We start from the raw sequence: 26,941 nt of genomic DNA, 5'->3' as shown, positions 1-26,941 counted from the left end.
GGATTGGCTTAGAGCTCAGTGAGTCTTACGGCAGCGAAGTGTGCGATTACGCGCCGCAGCCTGCACTCGCGGCGGCGCAATCCTCGTCGCGAATATTGCGGAACTCATCACCGTCATTCCAGTTCGGCCAGCTTGGGGTGTTCCCCAGCATCCGGCCTAGACGATAGTAAAGCTGCAGATCGGCCATCACGCCGGACCAGTCCCAATTCTCGTCGAACTCGTCCTTGGGACCGTGATAGCGATTCTCGCGATACTCGTTCGCGATGGCAGCGCCTGCCTCGCGTCCGCCATCAACCAGATCCTCACCGCCATCAACATACAGCATCGGTACGCCGCGCTTGGCAAAGGCGAAGTGATCGGAACGATAGTAATATCCTGCCTCTGGGTTGGGGTTAGGTGTTGCCACCCGCCCATCCAGCTCAAGGGCTGCTTCGAGATAGGCATCAAGCTGAGATTTGCCGGGCCCGACCACAGTCACATCTTTGCTTGGCCCTGCCACCAGGAAGGCATCCATGTTGATACCGCCCACGGTCTGGGCGAGCGGAAAGACAGGGTTTTGAGCATAATAATGCGCGCCCAGCAGGCCCGATTCCTCAGCCGTGACCGCCAGAAAGACGAGACTGCGTGCAGGCGCGCCTGCTTTGGCGTGGGCTTCTGCCAGCGCTACCAAAGCCGCGGTGCCGGTGGCATTGTCGACTGCGCCATTGCAGATATTGTCGCCATCGGGCGCAGGCGTACAAATGCCGAGATGGTCCCAATGTGCGGTGTGAATGACATATTCGTCGGGTCGCTCACTGCCCGGAAGAACGCCGATTACGTTCTGCGATTCGAACGTGCGAATGTCGTTTTCAAAGCTGGTCGATGCGTTGAGGCCAAGTGAAACAGGCTTGAACCCATCAGTTTTCGCCATGGCAGATAGCTCGGTCAGATCCTGACCTGCGGCGGCGAAGATCCTGTCAGCCACCTCTTTCTGGACCCAGCCATTCATGATTGTCTGAGTGGGGGCATCAGGGCCGCGCTGGGCGTAGGCTTGTGGACCTGACCAGCTGCTTTCGACAACATTCCAGCCATAGGATGCCGGCTCTGTTTCGTGGATGATGATCGCGCCTGCTGCGCCTTGCTTTGCAGCCTCTTCGTATTTGTATGTCCAACGCCCGTAATAGGTCATGGCCTTACCGCCGAACGGCCCCTCGAGACTTTCGGTGCCGAAGTCTGGGTCATTGACGAGAATGACAGCCGTTTTGCCGGTCATGTCGATCCCGTCATAATCGTTCCAGTCGCGCTCTGGCGCATTGATGCCATAGCCGACAAAGACCAGTTCGCTGTCCTCAAGGCTCGTTTGCGCATCTTCGCGATACGTGACGCCAACCCAATCCGGGCCGTATTCCAGTGCAATGTCGCTATCCCCGCCAGAAATAGTCAGCGGCGCGAAATTCTTGCCCGTAATTTCGACCAGCGGCACATTCTGCACCCAAGACCCGTTATTGCCCGGCTCCAGTCCCGCTGCCTCGAAGCGTTCGGTGAGCAAGGCGACCGTTTTCTCTTCGCCGACTGTGCCGGGCATCCGACCCTGAAACTCATCAGTCGAGAGTTCTCGGGTAATGTCGACCATGGTCGCTTGATTGAGCTCACCCGGTTCCACGTCAGGGATGACCAAGGATGCCTCATCGCTTCCCGCGCCTTCGCTGAGAACGTCACAGGCTGATAGCGAAAGCCCCGCTACAGCCGCCGCCGCAAACATAAATTTCTTCATCAATCTCGATTCCCTCTCTCTTGGCAGGGCTAAATTCATGCCAATCAATGGCCCTATCTCGCAGAGCTTGACCGCTGCGGCAAGCATCCGCTTGCGCTGGCGCGATCAGCGGGGCAGTGGATACCGGATGAATTCATCCGCTCCTGATGTTGATTGGAAGAGTGCACTAGACCGGGCGCGGGCGCACTCGCCTTTTCTCGGGCGGCTGCTTAGCCAGCATCCGGAAATGCATGATCTTCTATCTCAGGGTGAAGGCGAGAGGGCACTCGCTTTGGCCAAATCCGCAGGGGCGAATACCTCTGCAGTTGGGTTGGCCCTGCGGCAGGAACGCAATGCCCTGGCCTTGGTGCTGGGCATTGGTGATCTTGCGGGGGCATTCTCTCTCAAACGGGTCATGCAGGAATTGAGCAGTTTTGCTGACCGCGCACTGGACCGGGCGATACGGGCTGCGATCCATCGGTATGTACCCGATGCGGAGCCGGATGGTTTCGTGGCACTTGCGCTGGGCAAGCATGGCGCGGGTGAACTAAATTACAGTTCTGATATCGATCCTATCCTGCTTTACGACCCCGAAATCCTGCCCCGGCGGGATCGTGATGAACCGTACCGAAGCAGCGCAGCGTTATGCCCGCGAGGTGGTGCGGCTTTTGTCCGAAACCACCGATGCAGGGTATGTTTTTCGTGTCGACCTGGAGGCTGCGCCCGGCCTCTGAAGTCAGTCCATTGGCCATCTCGATCGGTGCGGCGACCACGCATTATGAAAGCCTGGCGATGACCTGGGAACGGGCGGCCTTTATCCGCGCTCGCGCAGCGGCGGGCGATGTTGCCCGCGGCGAGGCATTTCTTGAAACGATCCGGCCTTTCGTGTGGCGGCGCAGTCTCGATTTTGGAGCGATCAACGAGATTCGCAGGCTGTCCCTACGCATTCGCGAACAACAGACCGGTCCGCGAAAACCTGCGCCTGGCTATAACGTAAAGCTTGGGCGCGGCGGCATCCGCGAGGTCGAGTTTTTCGCGCAAACGCATCAGCTTATTCATGGTGGCCGCAATTCAGCATTACGGCTGAGGGGAACCCGCGCGACACTGGGCGCGCTGGCCGACGCGGGTCTGGTTTCAAGTGAAGAGGCGCAGGCTCTCGGCCACTCTTACAACCGCCTGCGCATCGTCGAGCACCGCCTGCAAATGGTCGCAGACCGACAGACGCACAGCGTACCTGAAGGAGAGGCGCTTGAGAATGTGGCGCAGCTGAGCGGATATACGAACGGGTCCGGGCTCATCGATGATTTGGAGCAGATTTGCGGGCCGGTACGCAATCTGTTTGGTTCCCTGATAGAGCGGGATGTGGACCAAGCTGAAGAGCAGGACAAAGTGGTGCCGCCGCAAGCGCCGATCACCGTGTTGGCCGATGAGCTTCACGAGGTCGAAGCCGATGGTCTGGCATCGCGCGTCATGGGTTGGTCGGATGGCCGATATCGTGCGCTTAAGAGCGATGCAGCGATCGAGGCTTTCGACGCAATCCGCCCAAATTTGCTCGAAGCGTTGGCGGAAAGCGACGATCCGGAAATGGCGTTGGCGCGCTGGGAAAGCCTGCTGGAACGTTTGCCTAGCGCGATCAATTTTTTCCGCCTGCTCGAGGCGCGACCAGCCCTGTTTGATCTGCTGTGCAAATGCTTGGTGCTGGCGCCGCCACTCGCGCAGGAGTTGGCCCGCCGACCAGAGTTACTCGATACGCTTATCGATCGCAGCGCGTTTGACCTGCCGGGTTCTGTCAACGCTCTTGCCGCGCAGATGCGTCGGGGAGAAGCCGATGATGACTATGAGCGGCGGCTTGATCGCATTCGTATTGTCACGGGTGAAAAGCGTTTTGCACTTGGCATGCAATTGATTGAGGCAGTCCAGGAACCGCTTGAGATTGCGGCAGGTCTGTCGCGCGTCGCAGAGGCGGCGATACAGGTTGCGGTTGCTGAAGCCAGCGCAGAGTTTGCAAAACAGCACGGCCAGATTGAGGGCGCGGAATTGCTGGTGCTTGGGCTGGGCCGGTTGGGCGGCGGTATCCTGACCCATGCCTCTGATCTCGATCTCATCTATCTGTTTACCCAGGGAGATACTGAGGAATCTGATGGGCCGCGACCGCTCGGCCAAACGCTATATTTCAACCGTCTTGCTCAGCGGGTCAGCGCCGCGTTGAGTGTCCCGACAGCCGAGGGCGCGTTGTACGAGGTAGATACGCGTCTGCGTCCGCAAGGTAAGCAAGGACCGCTAGCAGTTAGCATCGCGTCTTTCGAAAAGTATCAGCGTGAAGGGGCATGGACGTGGGAGCATATGGCGCTGATGCGGGCGCGCGTCATTGCCGGGAGTAGTCGCCATGTTGCCGATGTTACCTCCATTATAAACGATGTTGCTCGCAAAAGTGACGATGCTGGCGCGCTTCATCGCGATATTCTCGACATGCGCGGCACGATGGCTGACAACAAGTCGGCGAAGGGTCCGCTTGATGTCAAATTACTGCGCGGTGGGTTGGTCGATCTGGAGTTTTGCATTCACTCGATTCAGTTACGGGCAGGGCGCGGACTTAATCCGGATCTTGCGATTGCGATCAGCGACCTTGCGCAAGCCGGATTGGTCAGCGATGAACTCGGCGAAGCTTATGCCATGTTGACTCGCATTCTGGTCGGCACCCGGCTGCTTGCGCCGGATCTGGCGGTGCCGCGACCAGCGGCGGCGGATGTTCTGGCGCAGCAGGCGCGATGCCGGGACCTTGCTGAGCTATTGCGCGTTATGGATGACGCGCGGCACATTGTGGCGCAGCATTGGCACAAAGAATTTGGGCAAGAACTGCAACTTGATAGATTTGGGGAATGATTGATGAGTGATGTGATTGGCGAAGGCGATAAGATGCCCGATCTTGCCATGGAAACACCCGATGGTGGGACGGTAAAGGCAAGTGATTCCGCGGGCAAAAAGGCGGTATTCTTTTTCTATCCCAAGGATAACACGCCGGGCTGTACGACCGAGGCGAAGGACTTTTCAGCTATGAAAGGCGATTTTGAGAAGGCCGGTGTTGCTTTGCTCGGGATCAGCAAGGATTCGGCCAAGAAGCACCAGAACTTCATTGCCAAGCATAGTCTGACCACGCAGCTTGCCACTGATGCAGAGGAAGATGGATTGTCAGATGCCCTGGGCATTTGGACTGAGAAAAAGATGTACGGCAAGACCTATATGGGCATGGTCCGCACGACCTATCTGGTCGGTGAAGATGGCACGATCCTGCGCGTGTGGAACAAGGTGAAGGTAAAAGGTCACGCCGAAGAGGTTCTTGAGGCGGCGCGCGCCGCCTGACGCATTCGGCCTGACGCATTCGGCCTGACGCATTCGGCTTGAGGCAAATGACATGAGTGACAAGCGGCCCAATCTGGGCGATGCAATTCGCAGTGCGCTGCTAACCGGTGACCCGCAGGCAAAGGTGTTCGCGACACGCAAGCTGGTCCGTGATTGGCGGCAGGGCAGGCTTGCGCCCAAACTTAATACAGAGATGCCTGACCGCCCGGCGTCGCCCGACACGCTCGAGCTAAGAGAACCGTCACAAATGCCCAAGCGTAGCAAGGGCACTTCGGTCAATGGGCGCATCGCGCTGTGGCATGCGCTCGCGCATATCGAATTTGTCGCGATTGATCTGGCGCTTGATATGGTCGGGCGGTTTGGTGCGCAAATGGGCGATGAATTCGTCGATGATTTTCTGTCAGTCGCCGCCGATGAGGCCATGCATTATTCGCTGCTTGATCGAAAGCTTAAGACCTTGGGCTCGTTCTATACGGCTCTGCCCGCGCATGATGGATTATGGCAGTCAGCCCAGGATACGGCGCATGACGTAGCTGCCAGACTGGCGGTCGTTCCAATGGTGCTGGAGGCCCGTGGGCTGGATGTGACCCCCGCGACCTTGGAGCGTGTCAGATCGCAAGGGGATGCCAATGGTGCAAAAATTTTGCAGCGAATCCTTGACGATGAAATTCGCCATGTCGCGTTCGGCTCAAAGCATTTTTCGCGAATTTCTGAGGAAAAGGGGCAAAACGCGCCGGAAATGTGGCAAAACCTCGTAAAATCCCACTTTGCCGGGCGCATCAAAGCGCCATTCAACGACTCAGCCCGCGAGTCTGCCGGTTTATCGCGGGACTTCTATATTGGTATTGCTTCGTAAACTTTTGGCCCGGATACGCAAAAGTTAACAAAAAGCGGCACGAATCTGTGACGTTTTGGACGGTTGAAACCGCCGGGGGTGGGCTCGATCATCAAGCTTTAGGCGCATAAAGCGCACAGTATGGAAACGGGTCGTAATGATAAAAGTTCCTACCGGCGGTAAAAAAATTGGCGTGCTGGTTGCACTTGCCAGCCTCTCAATGGCCGCTAGCCCAGCAGCAGCCGAAGATGGCTCTCCAGCTGACGTCGAGGAAGGTGCGCTGGCTCCTATTTCACAGGTTCCGGTGGTTGGTGATCCGCTCAGCGGTGCTGCGCATGATCGCCAGTTCAAACAGCTTTTTGCAAGCTGGGAATCACTGGAAGATGATGGCCCCGCCACCACCAGCGTTGCGATCCCTTCACGTTCACCGCTGGACGCGCTGCGCCTGACCAGTGGCTATGGTATGCGCAAGCACCCTGTTTTAAAGCGTCGGGCACGTCACAAGGGCGTTGATCTGGCAGCTCCAACAGGCACGCCAATCTATGCAACAGCAGATGGTGTTGTTGGCCGCGCCGACTGGTTTTCCAGTTATGGTCTTTATATCGCGATCGAGCATGGCGGCGATTTACAGACCCGGTATGCCCACATGTCTAAACTGGCCGTCAATGCTGGCCAGCATGTGAAGAAAGGCGATGTGATCGGCTATGTCGGATCAACGGGTCGCTCTACGGGACCGCACTTGCACTATGAAGTCCGCGTCGATGGCGTGGCGGTGAACCCGATCCCGTTTATGAACGGCACGGACGCGACGCTTGCCTATGACAAGGCGATGGGCAGAGGCACGGTACGTAGGCGGCGGGCCGGAGTAAGATAGCTCCGACGCAATAGCGGCAATTTGAATTGAGATTTCGGCGATGGAGTGATCCGTCGCCGTTTTCGTTTGTGCGGTGTACCTCCGCCCCGCTCTCCAACGATTCTGCTTGCCCGTTTCCGCGCGTTGGCTAGGTTTCACATAGAGACCAACAAAGAGTCCAACCGGAGAGAGAAATGCACCCCATTCAGCACGCGCAGACGCGGCCTGATCACCCTGCCGTGATTATGGCCGGCAGCGGCGTAACGATGACTTTTGGCGAAATGGATGCCCAAGCTAATCGGTTCGCGCAGCTCCTGAGAGCGCGAGGCTTTAGGCCCGATGATGCGTTTGCCGTCCTGCTCGAAAACCGGATGGAATTCTTCACCCTGATTTGGGGGTCTCAGCGTGCGGGCACCATGCTCGTACCCATCTCAACGCGGCTGACCGCGCCGGAAATCAGCTACATTCTCAATGATGGCGAGGTGAAGCTGCTGATTACATCGCATGCGTTTGACGGCGTGTTGCCTGAGATTCGAAGCGCTTGCCCGGATCTTCCTGTTCTGTTGGTCGATGACGACGGAGGAGAAAGTTTTGCAGCAGCTTTAGACGCGTACCCGGTACGAGCCCATTTCAGATCAGCAGGCTGGCCTGGTGATGCTGTACTCCTCAGGCACAACAGGGCGCCCCAAGGGAATTCGTCCGGCACCGCCAGAGGATCCCGATCCTCAGGCAGCAAACCCGCTGATGGGCCTTGCGATGATGGGCGCGCGCATGCCCGCAGATGGCAGCATGGTCTATCTGTCGCCTGCCCCGCTCTATCACGCCGCGCCGATTGGCTGGTGCTCGACAGTGCATCGCCTGGGCGGGACGGTCGTGATGATGGAGAAGTTTGATCCACACACTGCTCTCGCAGCGATTGAGAAATACAAGGTCACTGACAGCCAATGGGTCCCGACGCATTTCGTTCGCTTCCTCAAGCTGACCGAGGAAGAGCGCACGAAATACGATCTCTCCTCGCACCAGCGCGCTTTGCACGCCGCCGCGCCCTGCCCTGTGCCGATAAAGCAGGCGATGATCGAATGGTGGGGCCCTATTGTGAACGAATATTATGCTGGGTCAGAGGGGGTTGGTATGACCATGGTTCATGCGCCCGAATGGCTGCAATATCCGGGCACGGTAGGCAAATCGATATACGGCACGCTGCATGTTTGCGGGCCTGACGGTGAAGAGGTGCCAGCGGGCGAAGATGGCCTGATTTTCTATGAGAACGCGCTGCTGCCGACATACCATAACGATCCGGAAAAGACCGCTGAGGCGATGCATCCCAATGGCTGGATGACCCTAGGCGATATTGGCCATGTGAATGAGGAGGGTTTTCTGTTTCTCACCGATCGCAAGAGTCACATGATCATTTCAGGCGGGGTGAATATCTACCCGCAAGAGATCGAGAACCTGTTGGTCACCCATGACAAGGTGATGGATGCGGCGGTGATCGGCGCGCCATGCCCTGATTTGGGTGAGCGGGTGGTCGCAGTGGTGCAGCCCATCGACATGGGCGATGCCGGCGATGCGTTGGAACAGGAGCTGCGCGATTTTCTTGCGTCCGACCTCGCCCGCATAAAGATGCCCAAGCTGTTCGATTTTCGGCCTGACCTGCCGCGAGAGGCGAATGGTAAGCTCTACAAGCGCGAGTTGCGCGATGAATTTGCAGGCAAAGCCGGGGCGGACGCATGAGCGGGATACCTACTCTATCTGTCGATGATGGCCGTGCAGTCATTGATCCGGCGAGCTATGCAGCGTGGGATCCACTGCTTGACCGGTTTGATCGCATCAGAAGCGAAACCCCCGTCGCGCGCGTTGAGGGCATCGATAGCCTTCACCGCCCATTTTGGCTGGTGAGCGGTTATGATGAAGTTCTGCAGGTCTCCAAAGACAATGCGACCTATCTCAACAACCCACAATCTGTGGTCTTCTCGCTAACCGAAGGGATTGAGTTTTCCAAGGCGATGACCGGCGGCAGCGAACATATGGTCGCCAGTCTCGTCACCTTCGATGCGCCGATCCACATGAAATACCGCAAGCTGACGCAGGAATGGTTCATGCCCAAGAACCTGCGCAGTGTTGAGGATGAGATCCGCGCGCTCGCGCAAAAGACGGCGCAGCGCCTCGTTGATGCAGGCCCTGAGGCTGATTTTGTGGAGGTCGTCTCTGCGCCTTATCCGCTGCATGTGGTTATGCAGATCCTGGGCGTGCCGGAGGAAGACGAAGCGCGCATGCTTATGCTGACGCAGCAGATGTTTGGCGGGCAGGATGATGATCTGAACCAGTCTGGCATGGCCGAAATGACACCGGAGCAGATCACGCAATTGGTCGCAGGTGCGGTGAAGGATTTTGAGGCGTACTTTGCCAAGCTGACGGCTGAGAAACGCGCCAATCCAACTGGCGATGTCGCGAGCACAATTGCCAATGCGACTGTTGATGGAGAGCCTCTCAATGATCGCGATATGATGGGATATTACATCATTCTGGCGGCGGCTGGCCATGACACTACGTCGGCCAGCACGGCGGGGGCGATGTTGGCGCTGGCGAAGGACCCAGAGCAATTTGCGCGGGTTAAAGCCGACCGTTCGTTGCTGCCCGGTATCGTCGAAGAGGCGATCCGCTGGACCTCTCCCGTGCAGCATTTCATGCGGACTGCCGCTCAGGATACTGAGCTGGGCGGGCAGCCGATCAAAAAGGGCGACTGGTTGATGATCAATTATGTCGCGGCCAATCACGATCCTGCCCATTTTGAGGACCCACGCCGGTTTGACGCCGCTCGGCACCCCAATCGCCATCTGGCGTTTGGTTCTGGCGCGCATCAGTGCCTGGGGTTGCACCTCGCGCGGTTGGAAATGCGCCTGTTGTTTGAGGCATTGCTCCACCGGATCGATAGTGTCGAATTGGCTGGCGGGCCGGAGCGTTCGAAGTCGACCTTTGTCGGCGGCCTAAAAACGCTGCCGCTGCGGTTTACAGGCAGCTGATTTACTCCTGAGGAATGCCAAATTCATACCGATTTAGTCCGATTTTTCTGGATTTTCTGTAACCTTTCTGCTACATGAACAGCATGGAAAAACAAAGCGTTGTCCAGCTTTCAACCCTTGGGTTGGGAGTGCGATTTCGCTCGCCCGGATTAAGGGCAGAAAGGAGAAGATGTGACACTACTCGAACCATATAATCTGCCATTCGCCGCCGCGTTGGTTATCATGCTGCTCCTGGCACTGGCACAGGCTTTCGGGCTGGCTGATATGCTCGGTGATGGTGAGATCGACGTTGATCTGGACGCCAACACTGATGGCGATGCCGCGATCACGGTACCGGGCCGCTTGATGGGCTGTTTGCGCTTTTCGGGTTCGGTACCGCGTGCCGATGACAGTCTGGCTAGCAACGTTTCTGTTGTTCTTTGCAGGGCTCGGCCTTGGCATTCAGCAATTGGCTGACTCGCTTACCGGCGCTCCGCTTGACCGCTGGCTGGCTGCAATCCTGGCAGGTGCCGCTGCGCTGCCCGTGACGGGGGCCATCGTGCGCCCGCTTGGCAGGCTGTTGCCAAAAGATGAAACTACCGCTGTGGGTCTTGAGAGCCTCGTTGGCCGCCGTGCGCGGATTACAGATGGCATCGCTAGGCACCAATCACCAGCACGAGCGCAAGTGCGCGATCACTTCGGCCACCCGCACCATGTCATGGTGGAGCCGCATGAAGCCTCCAGCGAACTACACGCAGGAGATCAGGTTCTGCTGGTCCGCCGTGATGGCAACCAGTTCTACGCAACGGCTCTGTCTGAGCGGCGGCTATCGCCAAACACATAAACAAACCCCCGCCCCGGCGGATTCCGGGATCGACCACCACTAAGGAGAAATAATGGGAAATCTTACTGATATCGCAATTTTAGGGGGCGGCGCATTTCTGGCGCTGCTGATAATCGTCTTTACCATCACCCGGCTCTATCGCCGCGCCACCAAAGAGGTCGCCTTTGTGCGAACAGGTTTCGGGGGCGAGAAGGTCGTTATGAATGGCGGCGCACTGGTGCTGCCGGTTCTGCACGAAACCATGCCGGTCAATATGAACACGGTCGTGTTGCCCGTGGTCCGCCGGGATACCGAGGCGCTGATCACGCTCGACCGCTTGCGGATCGACGTGAAGGCAGAGTTTTATGTGCGTGTTCGCCCCGATGCCGGCGCCATAGCGATGGCCGCGCAAACACTCGGCCAACGCACCATGGTGCCAGAGGCGTTAAAGGACCTTGTCGAAGGTAAGTTTGTGGACGCGCTGCGCTCCGTCGCGGCGGGCATGAGTATGAATGAGCTGCATGAACAGCGCGCGAATTTTGTCCAAAAGGTGCAGCAGGTCTCGTCAAACGACCTCGCCATGAACGGTCTGGAGCTGGAATCAGTCTCTCTGACCGGGCTCGACCAGACGAGCATTGAGCACTTCAATGCCAATAACGCCTTTGACGCCGAAGGTCTGACCAAGCTGACTGAGCAGATCGAGGCACGCAAGAAACTGCGTAACGACATTGAGCAGGATACGCGTGTTCAGATGGAAACGAAGAACCTTGAGGCGGATCAGAAGAGCTTCGAGATCGGTCGTGACAATGAATATGCCCGGCTTCAGCAAGAGCGTGAGGTTGAGGTGCGTCGTGCTGCGCAAACGGCAGAAATTGCCCGCGAACAGGCTGAACGATCACGGGAAGCCGAGGCGGCGCAGATCGAAGCGAAGAAACAGGTCGATGCGCAGCAGATTGAGGCGGATCGTCTGGTTGAGGAAGCGCGGATTGACCAAAAGCGTGCGCTTGAGATTGCCCGTCAGGAGCAGTCGATTGCGGTTCAGAACAAAAGCCGTGAAGAAAGTCAGGCCAAGGCTGAGGCTGACGCCGCGCGCGCCAAGGCTGTTGCCGCTGAAGAGCAAGTGGCGACCAGTCGCGAAACCGAGGTGGCCGAGCGTCAGAAGCGCATTGAGCTGATCGAGGCGGCCAAGCACGCTGAACGTGAAGCAATTGGCATCAAGGTCGAGGCTGAAGCTGAAAAGGACGCTGCGCAAAACCGCGCTGAGGCGTTGCGACGCGAAGCGGAAGGTGAGGCAGAGGCTGAGAAGCTGCGTGCAGACGCCGCACGGGTTCGCTTCGAAGTCGAGGCAGCCGGTCAGCAAGCGATCAACGAGGCGGCGAATATCCTCTCAATGGATCAGATCAGCCTTCAGACGAAGCTGGCCCTGCTCAAGGTGCTGCCTGAGGTTATCAAAGAGAGCGCCAAGCCGATGGAGGCAATCGACTCGATCAAGATTGTTCAGGTCGATGGTTTGACGCAATCGGGCGGCGGCAATGGTGGCGGTGGTTCTGCACCTGCTGCTGGCGGCGGCTCAGGCAACCTGGCCACAGACGCCGTGTCTGCTGCGCTCGCATACCGTGCTCAGGCTCCGGTGCTTGACGGTTTGATGAAGGAGCTGGGCCTTGATGGCACGTCCTTGTCGGGCCTTGTCAAAGGTGCAGCTGATGAGGCTGGCGAGAGTTTTCCTCTGGCAGCCGAGATCGCTGAGGATGACACTTTAACGTTATCGAATGAAGCCGAAGTGACGCCAAAGAGCGATGATAGTAAAGGGACGGCTGAAGCCGCCGAGTAGCGCTCGCTTAATGTGTCTCAGCACTCCCGGATGGGCTCATGCCTGTCCGGGAGTTTTCTTATTTGAGCAATCGCTGCGCCATTTCGCGCACTTCATCGCCCATATCATCGCGTTCCAGCGCCAGTGCCAGTGTCGCCTCGACAAAGCCCAGCTTGCTGCCGCAATCGAACCGCCGCCCGGCAAAGGTAACCGCGTGGAACGCCTGATCGCCAATCATCTTGGCCATCGCATCGGTGAGCTGAATTTCACCGCCTGCGCCTTTGCCCTGATTTTCCAGCGTCCGCATCACTTCGGGTTGCAGGATGTAGCGGCCCGACACGATCTTGTTTGATGGTGCTTCCTCGACCGGGGGCTTTTCAACCAGTCCGGTAACTTCGGTCAGCGCGCCCTTTTCGGCGCCTGGCTTGATCACGCCATAGCTGGACACTTCGGAACGCGGCACTTCGAGCACGCTGATCAGGTTCCCGCCGACTTCGTTATACGCATCAACCATCTGCTTCATGCAGCCAGTGCCGCCTTTGTTTGCGACCATCAGTTCGTCAGGCAGGAAGATCGCGAACGGCTCATCCCCTACAATCGCGCGCGCGCACCAGATCGCGTGACCCAGACCCATCGGAACCTGTTGGCGCACAGTGATGATGTCGCCCGGTGTTGCGCGGGTCGGCTCCAGCACGGTCATATTTTTGCCGCGCTCGCTCATCGTGCTTTCAAGCTCATAGGCCACATCGAAGTGTTCAACGATGGCGGTTTTCCCGCGTCCGGTGACAAAGATCATTTGCTCGATCCCTGCCTCGCGCGCCTCATCCACCGCATATTGGATCAACGGGCGGTCCACGATTGGCAGCAATTCCTTGGGGATCGCCTTGGTCGCGGGCAGAAAGCGTGTGCCAAGGCCCGCCACAGGAAAGACGGCTTTTTTAATTGGTTTATGTGTGCTCATGATGGGGATCTTACTCTTTGATTTCACTCATCTATGCCACATTCAGACGAGGTGTGCATAGGATGTTTCCGCCCAAACCGACATGGGTGAGATTTGCGCCTAGCGGCGAAAAGTTTAAGGGGGGTGACTTATGGATAAGCTAATCATTCGCGGCGGCAATCGGCTGACCGGTACACTCCCGATTTCTGGCGCAAAAAACTCGGCTTTGACGCTGATACCCTGCGCTTTATTGACTGAAGAGCCCGTGACGTTGCGCAATCTGCCGCGTCTGGCAGATATCGACGGCTTCCAGCATTTGATGAATCAGTTTGGCGTCACCTCTGTAGTGCAGGGCACGCGGCCAGAGGATTTTGGCAGGGTGATGAGTTTTGAGGCGACGCGGATTACCTCAACGGTTGCGCCCTATGATCTGGTCCGCAAAATGCGCGCCTCCATTCTGGTGCTCGGGCCGATGCTGGCGCGGATGGGCGAGGCGACGGTATCGCTGCCGGGTGGCTGCGCGATTGGTAACCGCCCGATTGATCTGCATCTGAAAGCGCTGGAGGCGCTGGGCGCTGAGATCGAGCTGGCGCAGGGCTATGTGAAAGCCATTGCGCCGGATGGCGGATTGCCCGGCGGCGATTATGACTTTCCGGTTGTGTCGGTCGGTGCCACTGAAAATGCGGTGATGGCGGCGGCGCTGGCGAAGGGGACAAGCCATTTGTCGGGGGCCGCGCGTGAGCCGGAGATTGTCGATCTGTGCAATCTGCTGGTGGCGATGGGGGCAGAGATTGAGGGGATCGGCACGTCTGATCTCACCATTCATGGCCGCCCGCGTCTGCATGGCGCGACGCACCGCGTAATGGCTGATCGGATCGAAGCGGGATCCTATGCCTGCGCGGCGGCGATCACTGGCGGTGATGTCATGCTGGCGGGGGCAAATGCAGACGAGATGCAGGCGACATTGACAGCACTGGAAGAGATCGGCTGTACTATCGAGAGCAGCAAGGAAGGCGTGCGGATCGCAGCAAACGGTGCGCTAAGACCCACCAATCTGACGACGGCACCCTATCCCGGCCTCGCCACAGATATGCAGGCGCAGTTGATGAGCCTGCTGTGCAAGGCAGACGGCACCAGTGTGCTGAAAGAGACGATCTTCGAAAACCGCTTTATGCATGTGCCCGAGCTGTCGCGGATGGGGGCAGAGATCGAAACCGAAGGCCGCACGGCGGTGGTCAAAGGCGTCGATACGCTGACCGGTGCGGAAGTGATGGCAACCGATTTGCGTGCGTCGATGAGCCTGATTATCGCGGCGCTTGCTGCTGAGGGCGAAACGCAGGTTCGGCGCATTTACCACCTCGATCGCGGATATGAGCGGCTGGAAGAGAAATTGCAGCTGGTTGGTGCCAATATCGAGCGCGTTGGGGACGATTAACAATTCCGACTATGCTTGGCTGCAAATCGCGATAATCCGAACTTCCAATGCTCACGATCCCTGAAGATCGCTGCGCGTCGGGTTTCGTATCATCACGATTTTCGCCGTAGCCTAGCCGAAATTTTGCGCCTTGCCTGTATCTGCCAGAGTCCAGAAAAACGGGATGCGAGAGACCGCGAGCACCGCAGCGCACAGCGCGATCCCTTCTATCGAAAGCGCCCCAAACATTTCGGCGTTGTCAGAGAATGCCGGCAAGCTAGCGAGGCTCGCAAGTCCTACCGCGCCGTAAAAAGCGATGCCCGCAATCGCGAGTTTTGCCAGCCGATCGTTTTCCTGCGCACTCACCACGCCATAGACACCCAACCAGAGGACTGCGGTACGACAGCAAAAGAGCCCCGATGACCGGCGCCTCTGCGATTAAGATAACCCCATTCCCCAAGCACAAAACAGATAGAAATGCGGCTACAAGCAAACCTGGAATAATGCGCAAGGGCGGTAAGTTAGTCATGGTTTGAATCCTTTGCTGTATCGAAGTGGTGAGGCATCCGAGGGTGAACGAAAACCGTTCTTCCTTCGGAACGTGATGCAGCTCATGAGCCATCGCAACGAGCCATTCCCGTCTTTTTACCGGGGCGAATGACCGCGCGAGTGCGAGCAAGATGATCGGAACTTTCATGATAGCGACGGCTTCTTGTTAGCCTCGCGCGCGGCGAAGCGAGAAACTCTTTCAGTAGCCAGCGATTTGCCTGCTGCATTCAGCCGGTATTCGCGCCGGGGCCTACCGCTGTTGGCGTCGGTTTCCCAACGAGCGTCCAGCATTCCGTCATCCGACAGACGAATAAGTAGTGGGTATAGTGAGCCTGATTTGAGCGACGTCGCCTGCATCAGTTCATAACCATGCCGCCACGTGTCGGGCCGTTCCAGCAGGACCGCAAAGAGCTGCGCAGCCTGACGAGATATATGAGGTAAGCGTGGCATAGTTCATAGTCTACATATGTAGAGTTATGAGTCAAGCCTTAATGAATAAGCGCTGTGGTGAGCAGTTACTCAGCGTCGAGCGACCAACCAGACCCTGATGGCACTGGCTAAGCCGGGCGGGGTGCCCGCCTTGATCCGTTCCGCATCAATGCGCGCAACGATAGCGTTAATGGGAACGCCCTCTGCCTCTGCCGCAGCGCGCAGCATGTCCCAGAATATCGGCTCCAGAGAAATGCTGGTCTTGTGCCCGGCGATCTGAACTGAGCGCTTGACCGGAGGGTGATAAGGCGGCGCGGGGTCAGACACGTCCGCGCTCACTTATAGTGCTCGCGCCGGTCGCTGAACGTCCGCACGCGTTTGCGCCATGTGCGATAGCTGGAGGGTTTGAGATTATCGCGCATCACCACTTTCGTCTGAGCCTCGGAAAGCCCGAATTGTTGCTCAATATCGGCAAAGCTCACATGATCGGACAGCGCCATTTCGATGATCGCGCTGATATCGGTTTCGTTCAATCGTGCGCCACTCATGCCAGCTCTCTAATTGCAAAGTCTCGATACCACAAAAAATTTGGGGTGGCCCACGATTAGGTTGTAGCTACAAGATGCTCATGTCCGATCTTCTGACCACGCTGACTGACAAAGAAAAGGACACTCTGCGCCTGCTTTTGGCTGGCTATGATGCGAAGTCGATGGCCGCGCACCTCGATTTGTCAGTGCATACGGTCAATGAGCGGCTGCGCAATTCACGCCGCAAGCTTGGCGTTTCGAGTAGTCGTGAAGCAGCGCGAATGCTTGCCAACGCAGAGGCTGCTGACCCCAAATCTGTTGTACACAAGCCTTTAGGGGATGCGGTTTTCGGCGTCGTCACCGATACCTTCAACCCATTGAGTGATCGCCGCGTTGGCGGTCAGGATCGGGGCCGAATTGTTACCCTGATTGTTGGAGGAGTATTCGTTATGTCTCTGATTGTTACCTTTTTCGCTATGACTTCAGCTGAAGTCCCCCAGAAGCCCGTTGAGCCCAGCGCCTCTGTTGTTTCCGCTCAGGATGCCGCCATGGAAATAGCTGCGCGTGATTGGCTGGCTTTGGCTGATACAGGTGACTGGGCGGGGACTCACAAAGCCGCTTCTACTAACTTCAGAGATGCAATTTCTGCCGCTGACTGGGCCAATGCTGCAACCCCTGTACGCAATCCACTAGGCGCGGTTGAAAGCAGGGAAGCGATCGGTTTTCAGCAGCTTTCGGGTGCAAATACTGGCGTTTTCAACGTGCAATTCCGGACAGATTTTGCCGCCGCAAAAGGTGCGATTGAAACTGTCTCGCTGGAGCGTGAAGGCGGCGATCTGAAGGTGGTCGGTTATTTGATCCGCTAACCTTCTCTGCATGTGGCGGTCGGTCGATTGGATCAATACATATGCTGGCCGCCATTGATGCTCATGGTCGAGCCGGTGGTGAAGGCACCGTTTTCTGACGTGAAAAATGTCACGCCGCGTGCGATTTCCTCGGCCTGACCAAGGCGGTAGACGGGAATGCCGGAGACGATCTTCTCCAGCACCTGTTCTGGCACCGCGGCGACCATATCCGTGTCGATATACCCTGGCGCGATCGCGTTGACCGTCACGCCGAAGCGCGCGCCTTCTTGCGCCAGAGCCTTGGTGAAGCCATGGATGCCCGACTTGGCGGCGGCATAGTTGACCTGACCGTACTGGCCGGCCTGCCCATTGATTGAGCCGATATTGACGATGCGGCCCCATTTGCGTTCGCGCATGCCGGGAAAGGTCGCCTTTGCCATATTGAAGCAACCGCCCAGGTTTACGCGCATTACGTCATCCCAATCGTCATAGCTCATCTTGTGCAAGGTGCCGTCGCGAGTGATCCCGGCATTGTTCACGACGATATCGACAGGGCCGTGCTCTTCCGCGACCTTCGCACAACCTTCAAGGCAGGCTTCGTGATCGCCGACATCCCATTTCATTGAGGGGATGCCGGTTGCCTCGGTGAACTTCTGCGCACTTTCATCATTCCCACCATAGTTGGCGATGACGATGTGGCCTTGGCGTTGCAGGCGCTTGCAGATGGCTTCTCCAATGCCGCGGGTGCCGCCGGTGACGATTGCTACTTTGCCCATACACTACCTCCCAATGCCCGATTACCGTAACGTCAACCCGACTTTAGGCGGTTGCGAGTATCAGGGATAGGTGATTTCGCGCAGCACAGCGTAGCAAGGCGCGAGATAATGCTTCGTCAGAATAAAGAAGAGGTGTGAGGCGATCCCGCGCAGGGGCGCAGGTTCAGAACTTAAACTGCGTTCCAACATAAACGGCCTGACTATCGTCAAGCCCATCGGTCAGCGGATCAATCCGATCACGCTCCGAAGACAACCGTACACCAGCCGTCACGTTGAGATTGCCGGTCACGCGGTAAGATCCGCCAACATCCACGCTGCGGACCCCGGCGCCATCAAGTGTGCGGGGCGAACTGCCTGCATTGGTTTCGTTCTCAAGCGCGATGCGCGACTGGAAACGGCTGGGCTTGTCAGCCGCGCCGCCCGTATCAGCCCGATACTCTGACAGGTCGGGCATCGCGATGTCACGAATGCCGCTGGGCAAAGCGAGCGCCTTGGGCGCTGGTGCGGCAAAACCCTGATACCCCTTGGCAATGCCAAGGTTGTAACGCGTCGGCGCGATTGCAGTGATGCTGGTGCCAACACCCGGAGCAGCGGCAGCAGCACTGCCCGCATTACGGACCGAAATGGCACGTGCTGTGGCGTCATCCACGCGGACAGCCATGGTGACCGTGCGCGCTGGCTTGGTCGGCCGAGCGGTACGGTGTGAAGCGCAAGGCATCTGCGCCCAGCGTTTCGGCAACTTCACGAACAATGGATGGGTCGAGATTGGCCGGAGTGAACGGAAGGAAGCGTGTTTGCGCCGCCTGATCATCGACCGAAGCAATGGAGTCGACCGCCAAAACCGCCGTTGGTGCAAGAGCGACTGCGCCGGCACAGGCAAGCAGCGCGGGTATTACCCGCTTCTTGCTGTCTGTGTTCTGGCGTTTAGCCACGTGCCCAGTCCTCTCACTTTCTCTCGTCGTCTTGAAACTCATTCGCCCTGAACAGACGCTTAAATGTCAATACGCGAAAGCCCCGATTCGGGTTACACTAGCGCAACGTCGCGCTGTGATCGAATCAATCGACAATAAATTTTGTTGTTTTGTGACAAGTGTGGCGAGTCGCACACATGTGTCCGGACATTAGATGGTCGGGAACTGCAATTCACTGACAGTTCACCCTAATTTTGCGTATGAGCAATCACGCACGTGGATGAGCCCGGCTCAAACTCGCGCGTCTCTTGCTCCGCCTGCGCGGTAAGCTATAGGGTGATCTTACGCATTCGATAAGGACTACCATGACGTCTCTCTTTTCCGCCCGCACTGTTCTGACTGTTGCGGCTTGCGCATCGCTCGCCGCCTGTGGTGGGCAGGAACGCCCCGATGCCGATCTCGCTGCGGCACAGGTCAACACTATCGGCGTGAATTCCTATCTTTGGCGTGCGGCGCTTGAGACGGTGAGCTTTGCGCCTTTGCTTCAGGCAGATAGCGCTGGCGGCGTTATCGTGACAGACTGGTATGCGAACCCCAGCAATCCGGGTGAGCGGGTCAAGATGACGGTGACCATTCTGGATACCGACTTGCGTGCGGATGCGTTGCGTGTAGCCGCTAGCCGCCAAGTTTCGCAGAGCGGCACGTGGGTAGAGGCACCGGTTCAGGCCGCGACTGTGCAAAAGCTGGAAGACATCATTTTGACCAAAGCACGCGAGCTGCGCCGTCAGACCGTCGCAGGGTGATCTCAACAACACTCAGGCTGCAGCCCGAAACTCGTTTAATAGTCTTTTAATTCCGGGCGTTTCACGTCACAGGTGCGCGTATGAGCGATCACGAATTCGATCCGGCCCAATTCGATCCATCACGCGCTGACGGACGCTGGCAAGCCGCGTGGGAAGATGCGGCCACATTCCACGCGGATAGCAACTCGCCCAAACCCAAAAGCTACATCCTCGAGATGTTCCCCTATCCATCGGGGCGCATCCATATCGGGCATGTGCGCAATTACACGATGGGCGATGTGCTGGCGCGGTACAAGAAAATGATTGGGCACGAGGTACTGCACCCCATGGGGTGGGACGCTTTCGGGATGCCGGCGGAAAATGCCGCGATGGAAAAGGGCGTACATCCCGGCGGATGGACCCGCGACAATATCGAACACATGAAAGCGCAGCTGAAACGGCTGGGCTTTGCGCTAGACTGGACGCGCGAATTTGCGACCTGCGACCCGGAATATTACGGGCACGAACAGGCCCTGTTCCTCGACATGTATGAGGCGGGGTTGGTCTATCGCAAGGAAAGCGAGGTCAACTGGGACCCGGTTGATATGACCGTGCTCGCCAATGAGCAGGTGATTGACGGCAAGGGCTGGCGATCGGGCGCAGAGGTTGAAAAACGCAAGCTTAATCAGTGGTTTCTGAAAATCACCGATTTTGCCGAGGATCTGCTCGATGGGCTGGGCGAGCTGGATGGCTGGCCTGAAAAAGTCCGCCTGATGCAGGAGAACTGGATCGGCAAAAGTACCGGGCTACAGATCGCCTTTGCGTTGAGTGACGGAGGCCGGATCGAGGTTTACTCCACGCGGCCAGATACGATTTTTGGCGCGAGCTTTCTGGCCGTGGCCGCCGATCATCCGGTGGCGCAGGCCGCCGCAAAGGACAGCGCAGAGGCACAGGCCTTCATCGAGGAATGCAAACGCGGCGGCACCACCGCGGCGGAGATCGAGACGGCGGAGAAGCACGGTTACCTGACTGGCATCACGGCCAAGCACCCGATCACGGGTGCCGACCTGCCCGTCTATATCGCGAATTTCGTGCTGATGGATTATGGCACGGGCGCGGTGATGGGCGTGCCCGGCCATGACCAGCGCGACTTTGAATTTGCGACCAAATATGGCCTGCCGATCACGCGCGTTGTGGCGGCAAAGCCTGAAGACAAGGATGCGCCGTTTACCGATGGTGCAGAACCCGGCGATGGCGTGCTGGTAAATTCCGACTTCCTCGATAGCATGGACGTCGAGGCGGCGAAGGCGGCGATTGTGGCGCGTGCTGAGGCCGAAAGCTGGGGCCAGGGCCAGACTGTCTGGCGGCTGCGTGATTGGGGCGTGTCCCGGCAACGCTATTGGGGCACGCCGATCCCCTTCATTCATTGCGAATGCGAGAATGAGGGCTGCATATGTGGCGTTGTGCCGGTGCCCAAGGATCAGCTACCGGTCGAATTGCCGGAGGATGTCGATTTCTCGACGCCGGGCAATCCGCTGGAGCGGCATCCGACTTGGTCAAAGACCACTTGCCCCAAATGCGGTGGGCCTGCGCGCCGCGAGACTGACACGCTCGATACTTTCACCAACAGCTCGTGGTATTTCCTGCGCTTTGCCAGCCAGCCCGATGACAAGCCCTTCGATACGGAAGAAGTCGCCAAATGGCTGCCGGTGGAGCAATATATTGGCGGGATTGAGCATGCGATCCTGCACCTGCTCTATGCCCGGTTTTGGAACCGCGCTCTGCAGCGGATCGGGCATTTGGGTTTTGCTGAACCCTTCGCCAGCCTGTTTACGCAGGGGATGGTGACGCATGAGACGTACTTTGCGAAGTTGCAATCTCTTCAAACCAGCAGTGATGCCGGATTGATGAATCGGATTTTTCACGGAGAGATTTCAAAAAAGGAAGCCTTCGAAAGATATCCGGAAAAATACATCCGCTCAACTCGATGGCTTTCGCCAAACGAAGTGGAGCGTGGCCCTAACGCGACTGTAACCGCACCTGGGCTTGATCAGGAATTTGGCAGCACCTCGGATGTCTTGATCCAATCTGTTGAGCGCGGTCGCGTTGAGAAGATGTCCAAGTCGAAGAAGAACGTTGTAGACCCCGATGAAATCATCGACAAATATGGTGCTGACGCCGTGCGCTGGTTCATGCTGTCGGACAGCCCGCCGGAGCGGGATCTGCCTTGGTCAGAGGCGGGGATCGAAGGCTGCTGGCGCTATGTGAACCGCCTCTGGCGTCTGGTCGGTGCGTATGAAGCGGATGCGAGCGGCGAGGACAAGGCGCTTGATCGCAAGACGCATCAGACGATTGCCGCAGTTGCTCAGGATATTGAGGCGCTCGCGTTCAACAAGGCGGTGGCGCGGCTGTATGAACTCACCAGCGCGATTGAAAAGGCGCAAGCCAGCGCAAGCCGCAGTGCTGCGATCAAGGCATTGGTGCAAATGGCCTCACCCATGATGCCGCATATCGCGGAGGAAGCGTGGGAGCGGATGGGCCAAACAGGGCTGCTCGCCGAAGCCGCTTGGCCCACCGTCGATGAAAGCCTGCTGGTCGAAGATGAAGTGACCATCGCGGTTCAGCATAAGGGCAAATTGCGCGATACGCTGACCGCGCCCAAAGGTGCCGCGAAAGACGTGCTCGAAGAAATGGCGCTCGCCAGCGAAAAGGTGCAGCGGTCCATTGATGGGGCAGAAGTGCGTAAAGTGATTGTCGTTCCCGATCGCTTGGTCAATATTGTGACCTGATGCGTTCGCTTATCGCCTCTCTTGCCCTGATCGCTCTATCCGGCTGTTCGCTTCAGCCGCTTTATTCCAGCGGTGCGCAAGGTGCAGTGGCGCAGAACCTTGCGGCGATTGACGTACCTTCTATTCCGGGCCGCGCAGGCTGGCTGGTGCGCAATGCTCTGACCGACAGGCTAGGCGTGGCGGGTGAAGTCGCTCCAAAATACCGCCTTGATGTACGGCTTGATGATGAGCTTCAGGGGCTGGGCGTTTTGGGCGATGATACGATTGCGCGCGAGCGCCGGACATTGCGGGCCCGCTATCAATTGGTCGATATTGCGACCGGCTCCATCCTGCTGGATGCGACTGCTGCGAGCGACGCCGGGATCGATGTTGTTTCCAGCGAGTATGCGACGATTGCAGCGGAACAACGTGCGCTGGAAAACCTTTCGCTTGATCTCGCGGATCGGATGCTGACCCGCGTTGCGCTCGTGCTGCGTACGCAAGAATAGATGGGCAGAAATGAAGCTCACCAACAGCACATTTCCCGGCAAGGCGCGCGATGCGGCGGCGAGTTGCCAGATTTTCTTCTTTTGCGGACAGGACGAGGCTGGTGCCTCGGCGGCGGCACGCGATCTGATCGCCATGCTCCCTGAACCGGGTGAGAAGGTCGAGATACCCGGTGCGGAACTGCGCGCAGACCCGGCCAAGCTCGGCGATGAAGCACGCTCGAATTCGCTGTTCGGCGGTACGCGCCATATCTTTTCCCGTGTTAACGGTGATGAAGCGCATGAGGCGCTGCGGACCCTGATTGAAACAGGCGAAGCGGGCGGCGGCGATGCCTGCCCGGTGGTGATCGTCGCGACGTCGGCGACGGATAAATCGCGTACGGCCAAATTGCTGGAAAAACGCAAGGATGCATTGGTGGCGATGTTCTATCCGCCGGACCTTTCATCAGTGACGCAAGCAGTGCGCAAGATGGGCGACGCGGCGGGCGTGCAATTGTCCGTTGATCTGGCGGAGCGAATCGCACGCGGAGCGAACCTCGATGTGCGGTTGGCGGGTAGTGAGGTTGAGAAGTTATCCGTCTATCTTGATGCGCATCAGCAGTCACCAAAACGCGCGACGGGTGATGACCTCGATATGATTGGCGCGACCAGCGACGAGGATGGCCTGATGCCGCTCGTCAACGCTGTATTGTCGGGTGACACGGCGAAACTGCCGGGCGAGATTAAGCGGATGAAGGATATGGCGCTGAATCCGGTCGGCGTGCTGCTTGCGGTCGAACGGCGCGCGGCGCAGTTGGCGCGTATTTCAGCAAAGCTCGGCCCGCGCGGATCGTTTGACCGTCTGGGCAAGGGTGAAAAGGCGCAACTTGGCATATTCTTCCGCGAAGAGCGTGAGATCAGAGCGCAGGCGCGGCATTGGCGGGGTAAACGGCTTGATTTGTTGACCTTACGCCTGACCGAAATGCATCGCGAATTGCTGACCAACAGTCAGTCAGCGGAGATGCTACTGGCGCAGGGGCTTGCCCGGATTGCGCGGAGTGCTGGGCGCTGAGCTGTTCATAATCCAGCCCTGAGGGCCTGCAAAACACAGTCTTTCGCGCTTCCGGTGCTCACGTACTAAAAGGTACGCTGCGCGCCGGTTCTCGAAAGTCCAAGTTTTTCGGCTCCTCATCATCTGAATTTTGAGACAGCTCAGAACGGCAATCATTAGATCCGGTGCCAGAGCTACCCGCACCCTCCACATGTTTTGTGTCCTATCGCTTCGCCACTTGAGGACATCCACCCGGATCGTCCGGCCCAAATCCTTAGGCAAAGGCGGTTTGCGGGTCAGATAAGTCGCATGTGGCTCAATGTCACTCAGGCACTGAAAACGTGCCCGTCACACGGCCGCTATCATTGGTTGACGCGCCTTCGACACCGCTGACACCCGACGAACCGCTTGGGCGGCCATCCACGCTGGAAACGCCGCTGGCGAGGTCAATGACCAGGCGTCCGCCATTGAGCGTATCGCCGCTACGGCGCAGGCGGACATTGCCTGACATGGTGATGATCCGCCGGTTGAAATCGTACACTGCGACATCGCCTGCTGCGGATTCGTTCCCGCGCTGAACCCGTACGCCGCCAGTGGCCGTAACGCGTTGAATTTGCAGACTGCCGGCGTCGGAATAATTCACCAGCGTCCGCGCCGCATTCATGGTCAAGCCTGCCTGCCTGATCTGGACATTACCGGATAGCACCATGCGGTTTTGCCGGTCCTGCAGTTCGATCCGGTCTGCGCCAAAATCCACCGGCGCGTTGGAATTGTGCGCGGCGATTGCCTGAGCATTCAATTGCATCGAACCGCTCAGGCCGCCCAGCGCCACCGCAGTCAGGGCAAACCCGGCCAGTGCGGATTTTCCGGACATATTCACTAGGTCTTTCACGGCTGTCATCGTCGGGGCATCCTCAAATTTCCGGGCATGCTGAGTTCGCCCGGCGTCATACGCAGCTTGGCATTGCCAATCAGTGAGATCGTGCGTTCTTCCATATCGACCTCTAGCCGATTGGCAGAGAAAGTCCCAGCCGGGATCGCGCCTGACACGCCATCTGCGCCGACCAGACGTTTGGTGTTCAGCATGACCGAAACATCGCGCACGAGCATGCGATAGCCATCGGCGGCCTCCATTTCCATGGGTCCAATCACGTCCATAATCTCATCGTCGATGCTGTATGCGCCAGCGCCAGCAATCAATTGCGCAGGTCCATCGGAAAGCAGCAGGCGGGCGGCCATATCGTCCATGCGCACAATCCCTTCGGCGCTGGATTGCTGCACCGCTTCGCTGGCGGTCAGCGAAAAGGGGCGACCGGTATTGTCTTGCCCGCGATACATGGCGTTATCGACGCGCAACCGCTCATCGATCACTGCAACCTTGTTGCGATCGAGCAGGAAGCTAACTTCGCCGCGCGGGCTGAGCGGAGTGATCACCATCAGTGCGGCGATGATCCCGACACCCATTGGCAAGGCTCGCGCAAGAACGCGGACAATCTTGTCATGCGATCCGCCAGGCGCAGCGAAATGCTGGCGCTGGCTGCGCATTTCCGCCGCTTGCTCCGTTTCAATCCTGCGCTTCTTATATGTCATGATGATCGCTGTGGGCTATCTTGCCTTATGAGTGGCTGAAGATGTCGTGCTCTGCCCAACCCGCAAGGTCGAGACGTGCGCGCGTCGGGAGAAAATCGAAACAGGATTGGGCCATCTCCAGCCTGCCTTCGCGCTCCATGCGTTTGATCAGTTCTTCGCGCATTCGATGAAGAAAGCGCACATCGCTCGCGGCGTAGTCACGCTGTGCTTCGCTGATGTCCGGGCCGCCCCAGTCGCTGCTCTGTTGCTGTTTGGAAATGCTTTCGCCCAGCAATTCCTCAACCAAATTCTTCAGGCCATGCCGATCCGTGTATGTGCGCACGAGCTTGCTGGCGATCTTGGTGCAGAACACTGGCGCGGCAACCACGCCCAGATAATGCTCAATCGCGGCAAGATCGAACCGGGCGTAGTGATACAGCTTTGTACGTGTCTGGTCGGCCAGCACCGCTTTCAAATTTGGCGCGTCATACGTGCTATCGGGCCCGAAGCGGACCAGATGTTCATCACCATTGCCGTCGCTTATCTGGACCAGGCACAGCCGATCGCGCGGCGTGATGAGGCCCATTGTTTCGGTATCTACCGCAAGATCGCCCGTTTCGAGGACGCCTGCTGGCAGGTCTTCTTCATGAAAATGCACTGTCATAGGAGTATGCCCTTAATCCTATTGGGGATTGAGGGGAAGGGGCGCTGGAAGGCATGTCCTGCCAGGCGTAGCCTGCGCAGATGGCCACCGATGCAATTCCAGATAGCTGGCAACCCGCGTTAGATCCGGTTTTGAAAACGCCGGAGGCGCGGCGACTGGGTGGGTGGTTGCGCGCTGAGGAGGAGGCCGGGAAGATCATTTACCCGCCGCGCGGTATGCGTTTGAAGGCGCTTCAGCTCACCCCGCTTGATGCGGTGAAGGTCGTGATTCTAGGTCAGGACCCCTATCATGGGCCGGGGCAGGCAATGGGCCTCAGTTTCTCTGTGCCGCGTGGTGTGAAGCCGCCGCCCAGCCTGCAGAATATCTTCAAGGAGCTTCATGACGACCTTGGTCTTGCGCATCCGGGGCATGGTGATCTGACCGCTTGGGCTGAGCGGGGCGTGCTGCTGCTCAACAACACGTTGACAGTGCAGGCGGGCAATGCCGGTAGCCATGCTGGCAAAGGGTGGGACGCCGTGACGGATGCAGCGGTAGCTGCTGTGGCGGAACGTGATGTGCCGAGTGTCTTTGTGCTGTGGGGCAGCCATGCACAAAAGAAAGCGGGCCGAATCCCAAGTTTAGTGGACGGGCGGCACGCAGTGCTGAAAAGCGTGCACCCCAGCCCGCTGTCCGCGCATCGCGGTTTCTTTGGCAGCAAGCCATTCAGTCAGGCAAATGCCTTCCTTGACCAGCATGGTCGCGGCGCGATTGACTGGGATGTCAACGCCTAGAATCAGGCGAGTCACAGCTGGATAGGCTTTGTTAACACTGTCTCGA

At 58.0% G+C, this 26,941-nt stretch carries 26 protein-coding genes and 2 pseudogenes; 16 read left to right on the top strand and 12 right to left on the bottom strand.

What is annotated here, in order from left to right; genetic code table 11:
- Positions 1 to 46 precede the first annotated feature (46 nt).
- Positions 47 to 1,753: a M28 family metallopeptidase gene (locus ACZ1GM_RS01180; protein WP_472677393.1), complete on the bottom strand. Its 1,707-nt coding sequence runs from the start codon at positions 1,751 to 1,753 to the stop codon at positions 47 to 49.
- A gap of 127 nt (positions 1,754 to 1,880) precedes the next feature.
- Between ACZ1GM_RS01180 and glnE the strand changes: the two are divergent.
- The 9 genes and pseudogenes from glnE (at position 1,881) to ACZ1GM_RS01135 (ending at position 12,436) form a co-directional block, all read left to right on the top strand.
- Positions 1,881 to 4,615 (top strand): annotated as a pseudogene (gene glnE / locus ACZ1GM_RS01175) (bifunctional [glutamate--ammonia ligase]-adenylyl-L-tyrosine phosphorylase/[glutamate--ammonia-ligase] adenylyltransferase).
- Between the two features lie 3 nt (positions 4,616 to 4,618).
- Positions 4,619 to 5,092 carry a peroxiredoxin gene (locus ACZ1GM_RS01170; protein ID WP_472677392.1) on the top strand — a complete coding sequence of 158 codons (474 nt, stop codon included), beginning with the start codon at positions 4,619 to 4,621 and terminating at the stop codon, positions 5,090 to 5,092.
- A gap of 52 nt (positions 5,093 to 5,144) precedes the next feature.
- Entirely contained in the window at positions 5,145 to 5,948 is an 804-nt protein-coding gene (locus tag ACZ1GM_RS01165) for a ferritin-like domain-containing protein (RefSeq protein WP_472677391.1), read from the top strand.
- A gap of 136 nt (positions 5,949 to 6,084) precedes the next feature.
- A complete protein-coding gene (locus ACZ1GM_RS01160; RefSeq protein ID WP_472677390.1) occupies positions 6,085 to 6,801 on the top strand; it encodes a M23 family metallopeptidase in 717 nt (238 codons plus the stop codon).
- A gap of 173 nt (positions 6,802 to 6,974) precedes the next feature.
- Positions 6,975 to 8,514: pseudogene (locus ACZ1GM_RS01155) on the top strand (acyl-CoA synthetase).
- Positions 8,511 to 9,803 (top strand): cytochrome P450, encoded by a 1,293-nt coding sequence (locus tag ACZ1GM_RS01150; protein WP_472677389.1) that lies wholly within the window; start codon positions 8,511 to 8,513, stop codon positions 9,801 to 9,803. Before ACZ1GM_RS01155 ends, ACZ1GM_RS01150 begins: the two are co-directional and overlap by 4 nt.
- Positions 9,804 to 9,974: 171 nt before the next feature.
- A complete protein-coding gene (locus ACZ1GM_RS01145; RefSeq protein WP_472677388.1) occupies positions 9,975 to 10,259 on the top strand; it encodes a hypothetical protein in 285 nt (94 codons plus the stop codon).
- Entirely contained in the window at positions 10,189 to 10,626 is a 438-nt protein-coding gene (locus ACZ1GM_RS01140) for an OB-fold-containig protein (protein WP_472677387.1), read from the top strand. The genes ACZ1GM_RS01145 and ACZ1GM_RS01140 overlap by 71 nt, the downstream gene beginning before the upstream one ends.
- Before the next feature lie 52 nt (positions 10,627 to 10,678).
- On the top strand, positions 10,679 to 12,436 hold the full coding sequence (locus tag ACZ1GM_RS01135; protein WP_472677386.1) for a flotillin family protein: 1,758 nt from the start codon (positions 10,679 to 10,681) through the stop codon (positions 12,434 to 12,436).
- 58 nt (positions 12,437 to 12,494) lie between these two features.
- Here the strand turns inward: ACZ1GM_RS01135 and galU are convergent, their stop codons facing one another.
- The gene (galU, locus tag ACZ1GM_RS01130; RefSeq protein WP_472677385.1) at positions 12,495 to 13,376 is read right to left on the bottom strand and encodes a UTP--glucose-1-phosphate uridylyltransferase GalU; all 882 of its coding nucleotides are present in this window, start codon (positions 13,374 to 13,376) and stop codon (positions 12,495 to 12,497) included.
- Between the two features lie 130 nt (positions 13,377 to 13,506).
- On the opposite strand from galU, the gene murA reads away from it, so the two are divergent.
- Positions 13,507 to 14,790: a UDP-N-acetylglucosamine 1-carboxyvinyltransferase gene (gene murA / locus ACZ1GM_RS01125; RefSeq protein WP_472677384.1), complete on the top strand. Its 1,284-nt coding sequence runs from the start codon at positions 13,507 to 13,509 to the stop codon at positions 14,788 to 14,790.
- Between the two features lie 111 nt (positions 14,791 to 14,901).
- On the opposite strand, the gene ACZ1GM_RS01120 is transcribed toward murA, so the two are convergent.
- The 4 genes from ACZ1GM_RS01120 to ACZ1GM_RS01105 all read right to left on the bottom strand — a co-directional run bounded on the left by ACZ1GM_RS01120 (position 14,902) and on the right by ACZ1GM_RS01105 (position 16,295).
- Positions 14,902 to 15,138, bottom strand: coding sequence for a hypothetical protein (locus tag ACZ1GM_RS01120; protein WP_472677383.1), 237 nt, complete (start codon positions 15,136 to 15,138; stop codon positions 14,902 to 14,904).
- Positions 15,139 to 15,462: 324 nt separating this feature from the next.
- Positions 15,463 to 15,768 (bottom strand): PadR family transcriptional regulator, encoded by a 306-nt coding sequence (locus ACZ1GM_RS01115; protein ID WP_472677382.1) that lies wholly within the window; start codon positions 15,766 to 15,768, stop codon positions 15,463 to 15,465.
- Between the two features lie 69 nt (positions 15,769 to 15,837).
- Positions 15,838 to 16,074: a ribbon-helix-helix domain-containing protein gene (locus ACZ1GM_RS01110; RefSeq protein ID WP_472677381.1), complete on the bottom strand. Its 237-nt coding sequence runs from the start codon at positions 16,072 to 16,074 to the stop codon at positions 15,838 to 15,840.
- Positions 16,075 to 16,082: 8 nt separating this feature from the next.
- Positions 16,083 to 16,295 (bottom strand): TIGR03643 family protein, encoded by a 213-nt coding sequence (locus ACZ1GM_RS01105; protein WP_472677380.1) that lies wholly within the window; start codon positions 16,293 to 16,295, stop codon positions 16,083 to 16,085.
- Positions 16,296 to 16,375: 80 nt separating this feature from the next.
- On the opposite strand from ACZ1GM_RS01105, the gene ACZ1GM_RS01100 reads away from it, so the two are divergent.
- On the top strand, positions 16,376 to 17,140 hold the full coding sequence (locus tag ACZ1GM_RS01100; RefSeq protein WP_472677379.1) for a helix-turn-helix domain-containing protein: 765 nt from the start codon (positions 16,376 to 16,378) through the stop codon (positions 17,138 to 17,140).
- Positions 17,141 to 17,172: 32 nt separating this feature from the next.
- Here ACZ1GM_RS01100 and phbB read toward each other — a convergent pair whose 3' ends face one another.
- From phbB to ACZ1GM_RS01085, 3 genes are all read right to left on the bottom strand, one after another.
- Positions 17,173 to 17,895, bottom strand: coding sequence for an acetoacetyl-CoA reductase (phbB, locus tag ACZ1GM_RS01095; protein ID WP_472677378.1), 723 nt, complete (start codon positions 17,893 to 17,895; stop codon positions 17,173 to 17,175).
- Between the two features lie 163 nt (positions 17,896 to 18,058).
- Entirely contained in the window at positions 18,059 to 18,544 is a 486-nt protein-coding gene (locus ACZ1GM_RS01090; protein WP_472677377.1) for a hypothetical protein, read from the bottom strand.
- The gene (locus tag ACZ1GM_RS01085) at positions 18,537 to 18,827 is read right to left on the bottom strand and encodes a hypothetical protein (protein ID WP_472677376.1); all 291 of its coding nucleotides are present in this window, start codon (positions 18,825 to 18,827) and stop codon (positions 18,537 to 18,539) included. Before ACZ1GM_RS01085 ends, ACZ1GM_RS01090 begins: the two co-directional genes overlap by 8 nt.
- 344 nt (positions 18,828 to 19,171) lie before the next feature.
- Between ACZ1GM_RS01085 and ACZ1GM_RS01080 the strand changes: the two genes are divergently transcribed.
- The 4 genes from ACZ1GM_RS01080 (at position 19,172) to ACZ1GM_RS01065 (ending at position 23,913) form a co-directional block, all read left to right on the top strand.
- The gene (locus ACZ1GM_RS01080; RefSeq protein WP_472677375.1) at positions 19,172 to 19,609 is read left to right on the top strand and encodes a DUF3576 domain-containing protein; all 438 of its coding nucleotides are present in this window, start codon (positions 19,172 to 19,174) and stop codon (positions 19,607 to 19,609) included.
- 80 nt (positions 19,610 to 19,689) lie between these two features.
- Positions 19,690 to 22,377 carry a leucine--tRNA ligase gene (gene leuS / locus ACZ1GM_RS01075; protein WP_472677374.1) on the top strand — a complete coding sequence of 896 codons (2,688 nt, stop codon included), beginning with the start codon at positions 19,690 to 19,692 and terminating at the stop codon, positions 22,375 to 22,377.
- On the top strand, positions 22,377 to 22,865 hold the full coding sequence (gene lptE / locus ACZ1GM_RS01070; RefSeq protein ID WP_472677373.1) for an LPS assembly lipoprotein LptE: 489 nt from the start codon (positions 22,377 to 22,379) through the stop codon (positions 22,863 to 22,865). The genes leuS and lptE overlap by 1 nt, the downstream gene beginning before the upstream one ends.
- Positions 22,866 to 22,875: 10 nt before the next feature.
- A complete protein-coding gene (locus tag ACZ1GM_RS01065) occupies positions 22,876 to 23,913 on the top strand; it encodes a DNA polymerase III subunit delta (RefSeq protein WP_472677372.1) in 1,038 nt (345 codons plus the stop codon).
- Between the two features lie 301 nt (positions 23,914 to 24,214).
- On the opposite strand, the gene ACZ1GM_RS01060 is transcribed toward ACZ1GM_RS01065, so the two are convergent.
- Genes ACZ1GM_RS01060 through ACZ1GM_RS01050 form a run of 3 tightly spaced genes read right to left on the bottom strand, consistent with a single transcriptional unit; the run spans position 24,215 to position 26,125 of the window.
- On the bottom strand, positions 24,215 to 24,793 hold the full coding sequence (locus ACZ1GM_RS01060) for an LptA/OstA family protein (protein WP_472677371.1): 579 nt from the start codon (positions 24,791 to 24,793) through the stop codon (positions 24,215 to 24,217).
- A complete protein-coding gene (locus ACZ1GM_RS01055; protein ID WP_472677370.1) occupies positions 24,790 to 25,482 on the bottom strand; it encodes an LPS export ABC transporter periplasmic protein LptC in 693 nt (230 codons plus the stop codon). The genes ACZ1GM_RS01060 and ACZ1GM_RS01055 overlap by 4 nt, the downstream gene beginning before the upstream one ends.
- A 25-nt stretch (positions 25,483 to 25,507) precedes the next feature.
- Positions 25,508 to 26,125, bottom strand: a complete 618-nt coding sequence (locus tag ACZ1GM_RS01050; protein WP_472677369.1) for a ribonuclease D — start codon at positions 26,123 to 26,125, stop codon at positions 25,508 to 25,510.
- An 80-nt stretch (positions 26,126 to 26,205) separates the two neighbouring features.
- Here ACZ1GM_RS01050 and ung point away from each other — a divergent pair, with 80 nt between their 5' ends.
- On the top strand, positions 26,206 to 26,895 hold the full coding sequence (ung, locus tag ACZ1GM_RS01045; RefSeq protein ID WP_472677368.1) for a uracil-DNA glycosylase: 690 nt from the start codon (positions 26,206 to 26,208) through the stop codon (positions 26,893 to 26,895).
- Positions 26,896 to 26,941: the final 46 nt, after the last annotated feature.

The sequence above is a fragment of the Qipengyuania sp. JB2-7 genome (assembly GCF_055693485.1).
The sequence above is the reverse complement of the archived record's forward strand: the minus strand, read 5'-3'. Positions and strand labels throughout refer to the sequence as shown.

Bases quoted from the DNA above. Each gene is read 5' to 3' on its own strand.
- ACZ1GM_RS01180 (WP_472677393.1), bottom strand. From the start codon at position 1,753: ATGAAGAAATTTATGTTTGCGGCGGCGGCTGTAGCGGGGCTTTCGCTA.
- ACZ1GM_RS01170 (WP_472677392.1), top strand. From the start codon at position 4,619: ATGAGTGATGTGATTGGCGAAGGCGATAAGATGCCCGATCTTGCCATG.
- ACZ1GM_RS01165 (WP_472677391.1), top strand. From the start codon at position 5,145: ATGAGTGACAAGCGGCCCAATCTGGGCGATGCAATTCGCAGTGCGCTG.
- ACZ1GM_RS01160 (WP_472677390.1), top strand. From the start codon at position 6,085: ATGATAAAAGTTCCTACCGGCGGTAAAAAAATTGGCGTGCTGGTTGCA.
- ACZ1GM_RS01150 (WP_472677389.1), top strand. From the start codon at position 8,511: ATGAGCGGGATACCTACTCTATCTGTCGATGATGGCCGTGCAGTCATT.
- ACZ1GM_RS01140 (WP_472677387.1), top strand. From the start codon at position 10,189: ATGACAGTCTGGCTAGCAACGTTTCTGTTGTTCTTTGCAGGGCTCGGC.
- ACZ1GM_RS01135 (WP_472677386.1), top strand. From the start codon at position 10,679: ATGGGAAATCTTACTGATATCGCAATTTTAGGGGGCGGCGCATTTCTG.
- galU (WP_472677385.1), bottom strand. From the start codon at position 13,376: ATGAGCACACATAAACCAATTAAAAAAGCCGTCTTTCCTGTGGCGGGC.
- murA (WP_472677384.1), top strand. From the start codon at position 13,507: ATGGATAAGCTAATCATTCGCGGCGGCAATCGGCTGACCGGTACACTC.
- ACZ1GM_RS01115 (WP_472677382.1), bottom strand. From the start codon at position 15,768: ATGCCACGCTTACCTCATATATCTCGTCAGGCTGCGCAGCTCTTTGCG.
- ACZ1GM_RS01105 (WP_472677380.1), bottom strand. From the start codon at position 16,295: ATGAGTGGCGCACGATTGAACGAAACCGATATCAGCGCGATCATCGAA.
- ACZ1GM_RS01100 (WP_472677379.1), top strand. From the start codon at position 16,376: ATGTCCGATCTTCTGACCACGCTGACTGACAAAGAAAAGGACACTCTG.
- phbB (WP_472677378.1), bottom strand. From the start codon at position 17,895: ATGGGCAAAGTAGCAATCGTCACCGGCGGCACCCGCGGCATTGGAGAA.
- ACZ1GM_RS01080 (WP_472677375.1), top strand. From the start codon at position 19,172: ATGACGTCTCTCTTTTCCGCCCGCACTGTTCTGACTGTTGCGGCTTGC.
- leuS (WP_472677374.1), top strand. From the start codon at position 19,690: ATGAGCGATCACGAATTCGATCCGGCCCAATTCGATCCATCACGCGCT.
- lptE (WP_472677373.1), top strand. From the start codon at position 22,377: ATGCGTTCGCTTATCGCCTCTCTTGCCCTGATCGCTCTATCCGGCTGT.
- ACZ1GM_RS01065 (WP_472677372.1), top strand. From the start codon at position 22,876: ATGAAGCTCACCAACAGCACATTTCCCGGCAAGGCGCGCGATGCGGCG.
- ACZ1GM_RS01060 (WP_472677371.1), bottom strand. From the start codon at position 24,793: ATGACAGCCGTGAAAGACCTAGTGAATATGTCCGGAAAATCCGCACTG.
- ACZ1GM_RS01055 (WP_472677370.1), bottom strand. From the start codon at position 25,482: ATGACATATAAGAAGCGCAGGATTGAAACGGAGCAAGCGGCGGAAATG.
- ACZ1GM_RS01050 (WP_472677369.1), bottom strand. From the start codon at position 26,125: ATGACAGTGCATTTTCATGAAGAAGACCTGCCAGCAGGCGTCCTCGAA.
- ung (WP_472677368.1), top strand. From the start codon at position 26,206: ATGGCCACCGATGCAATTCCAGATAGCTGGCAACCCGCGTTAGATCCG.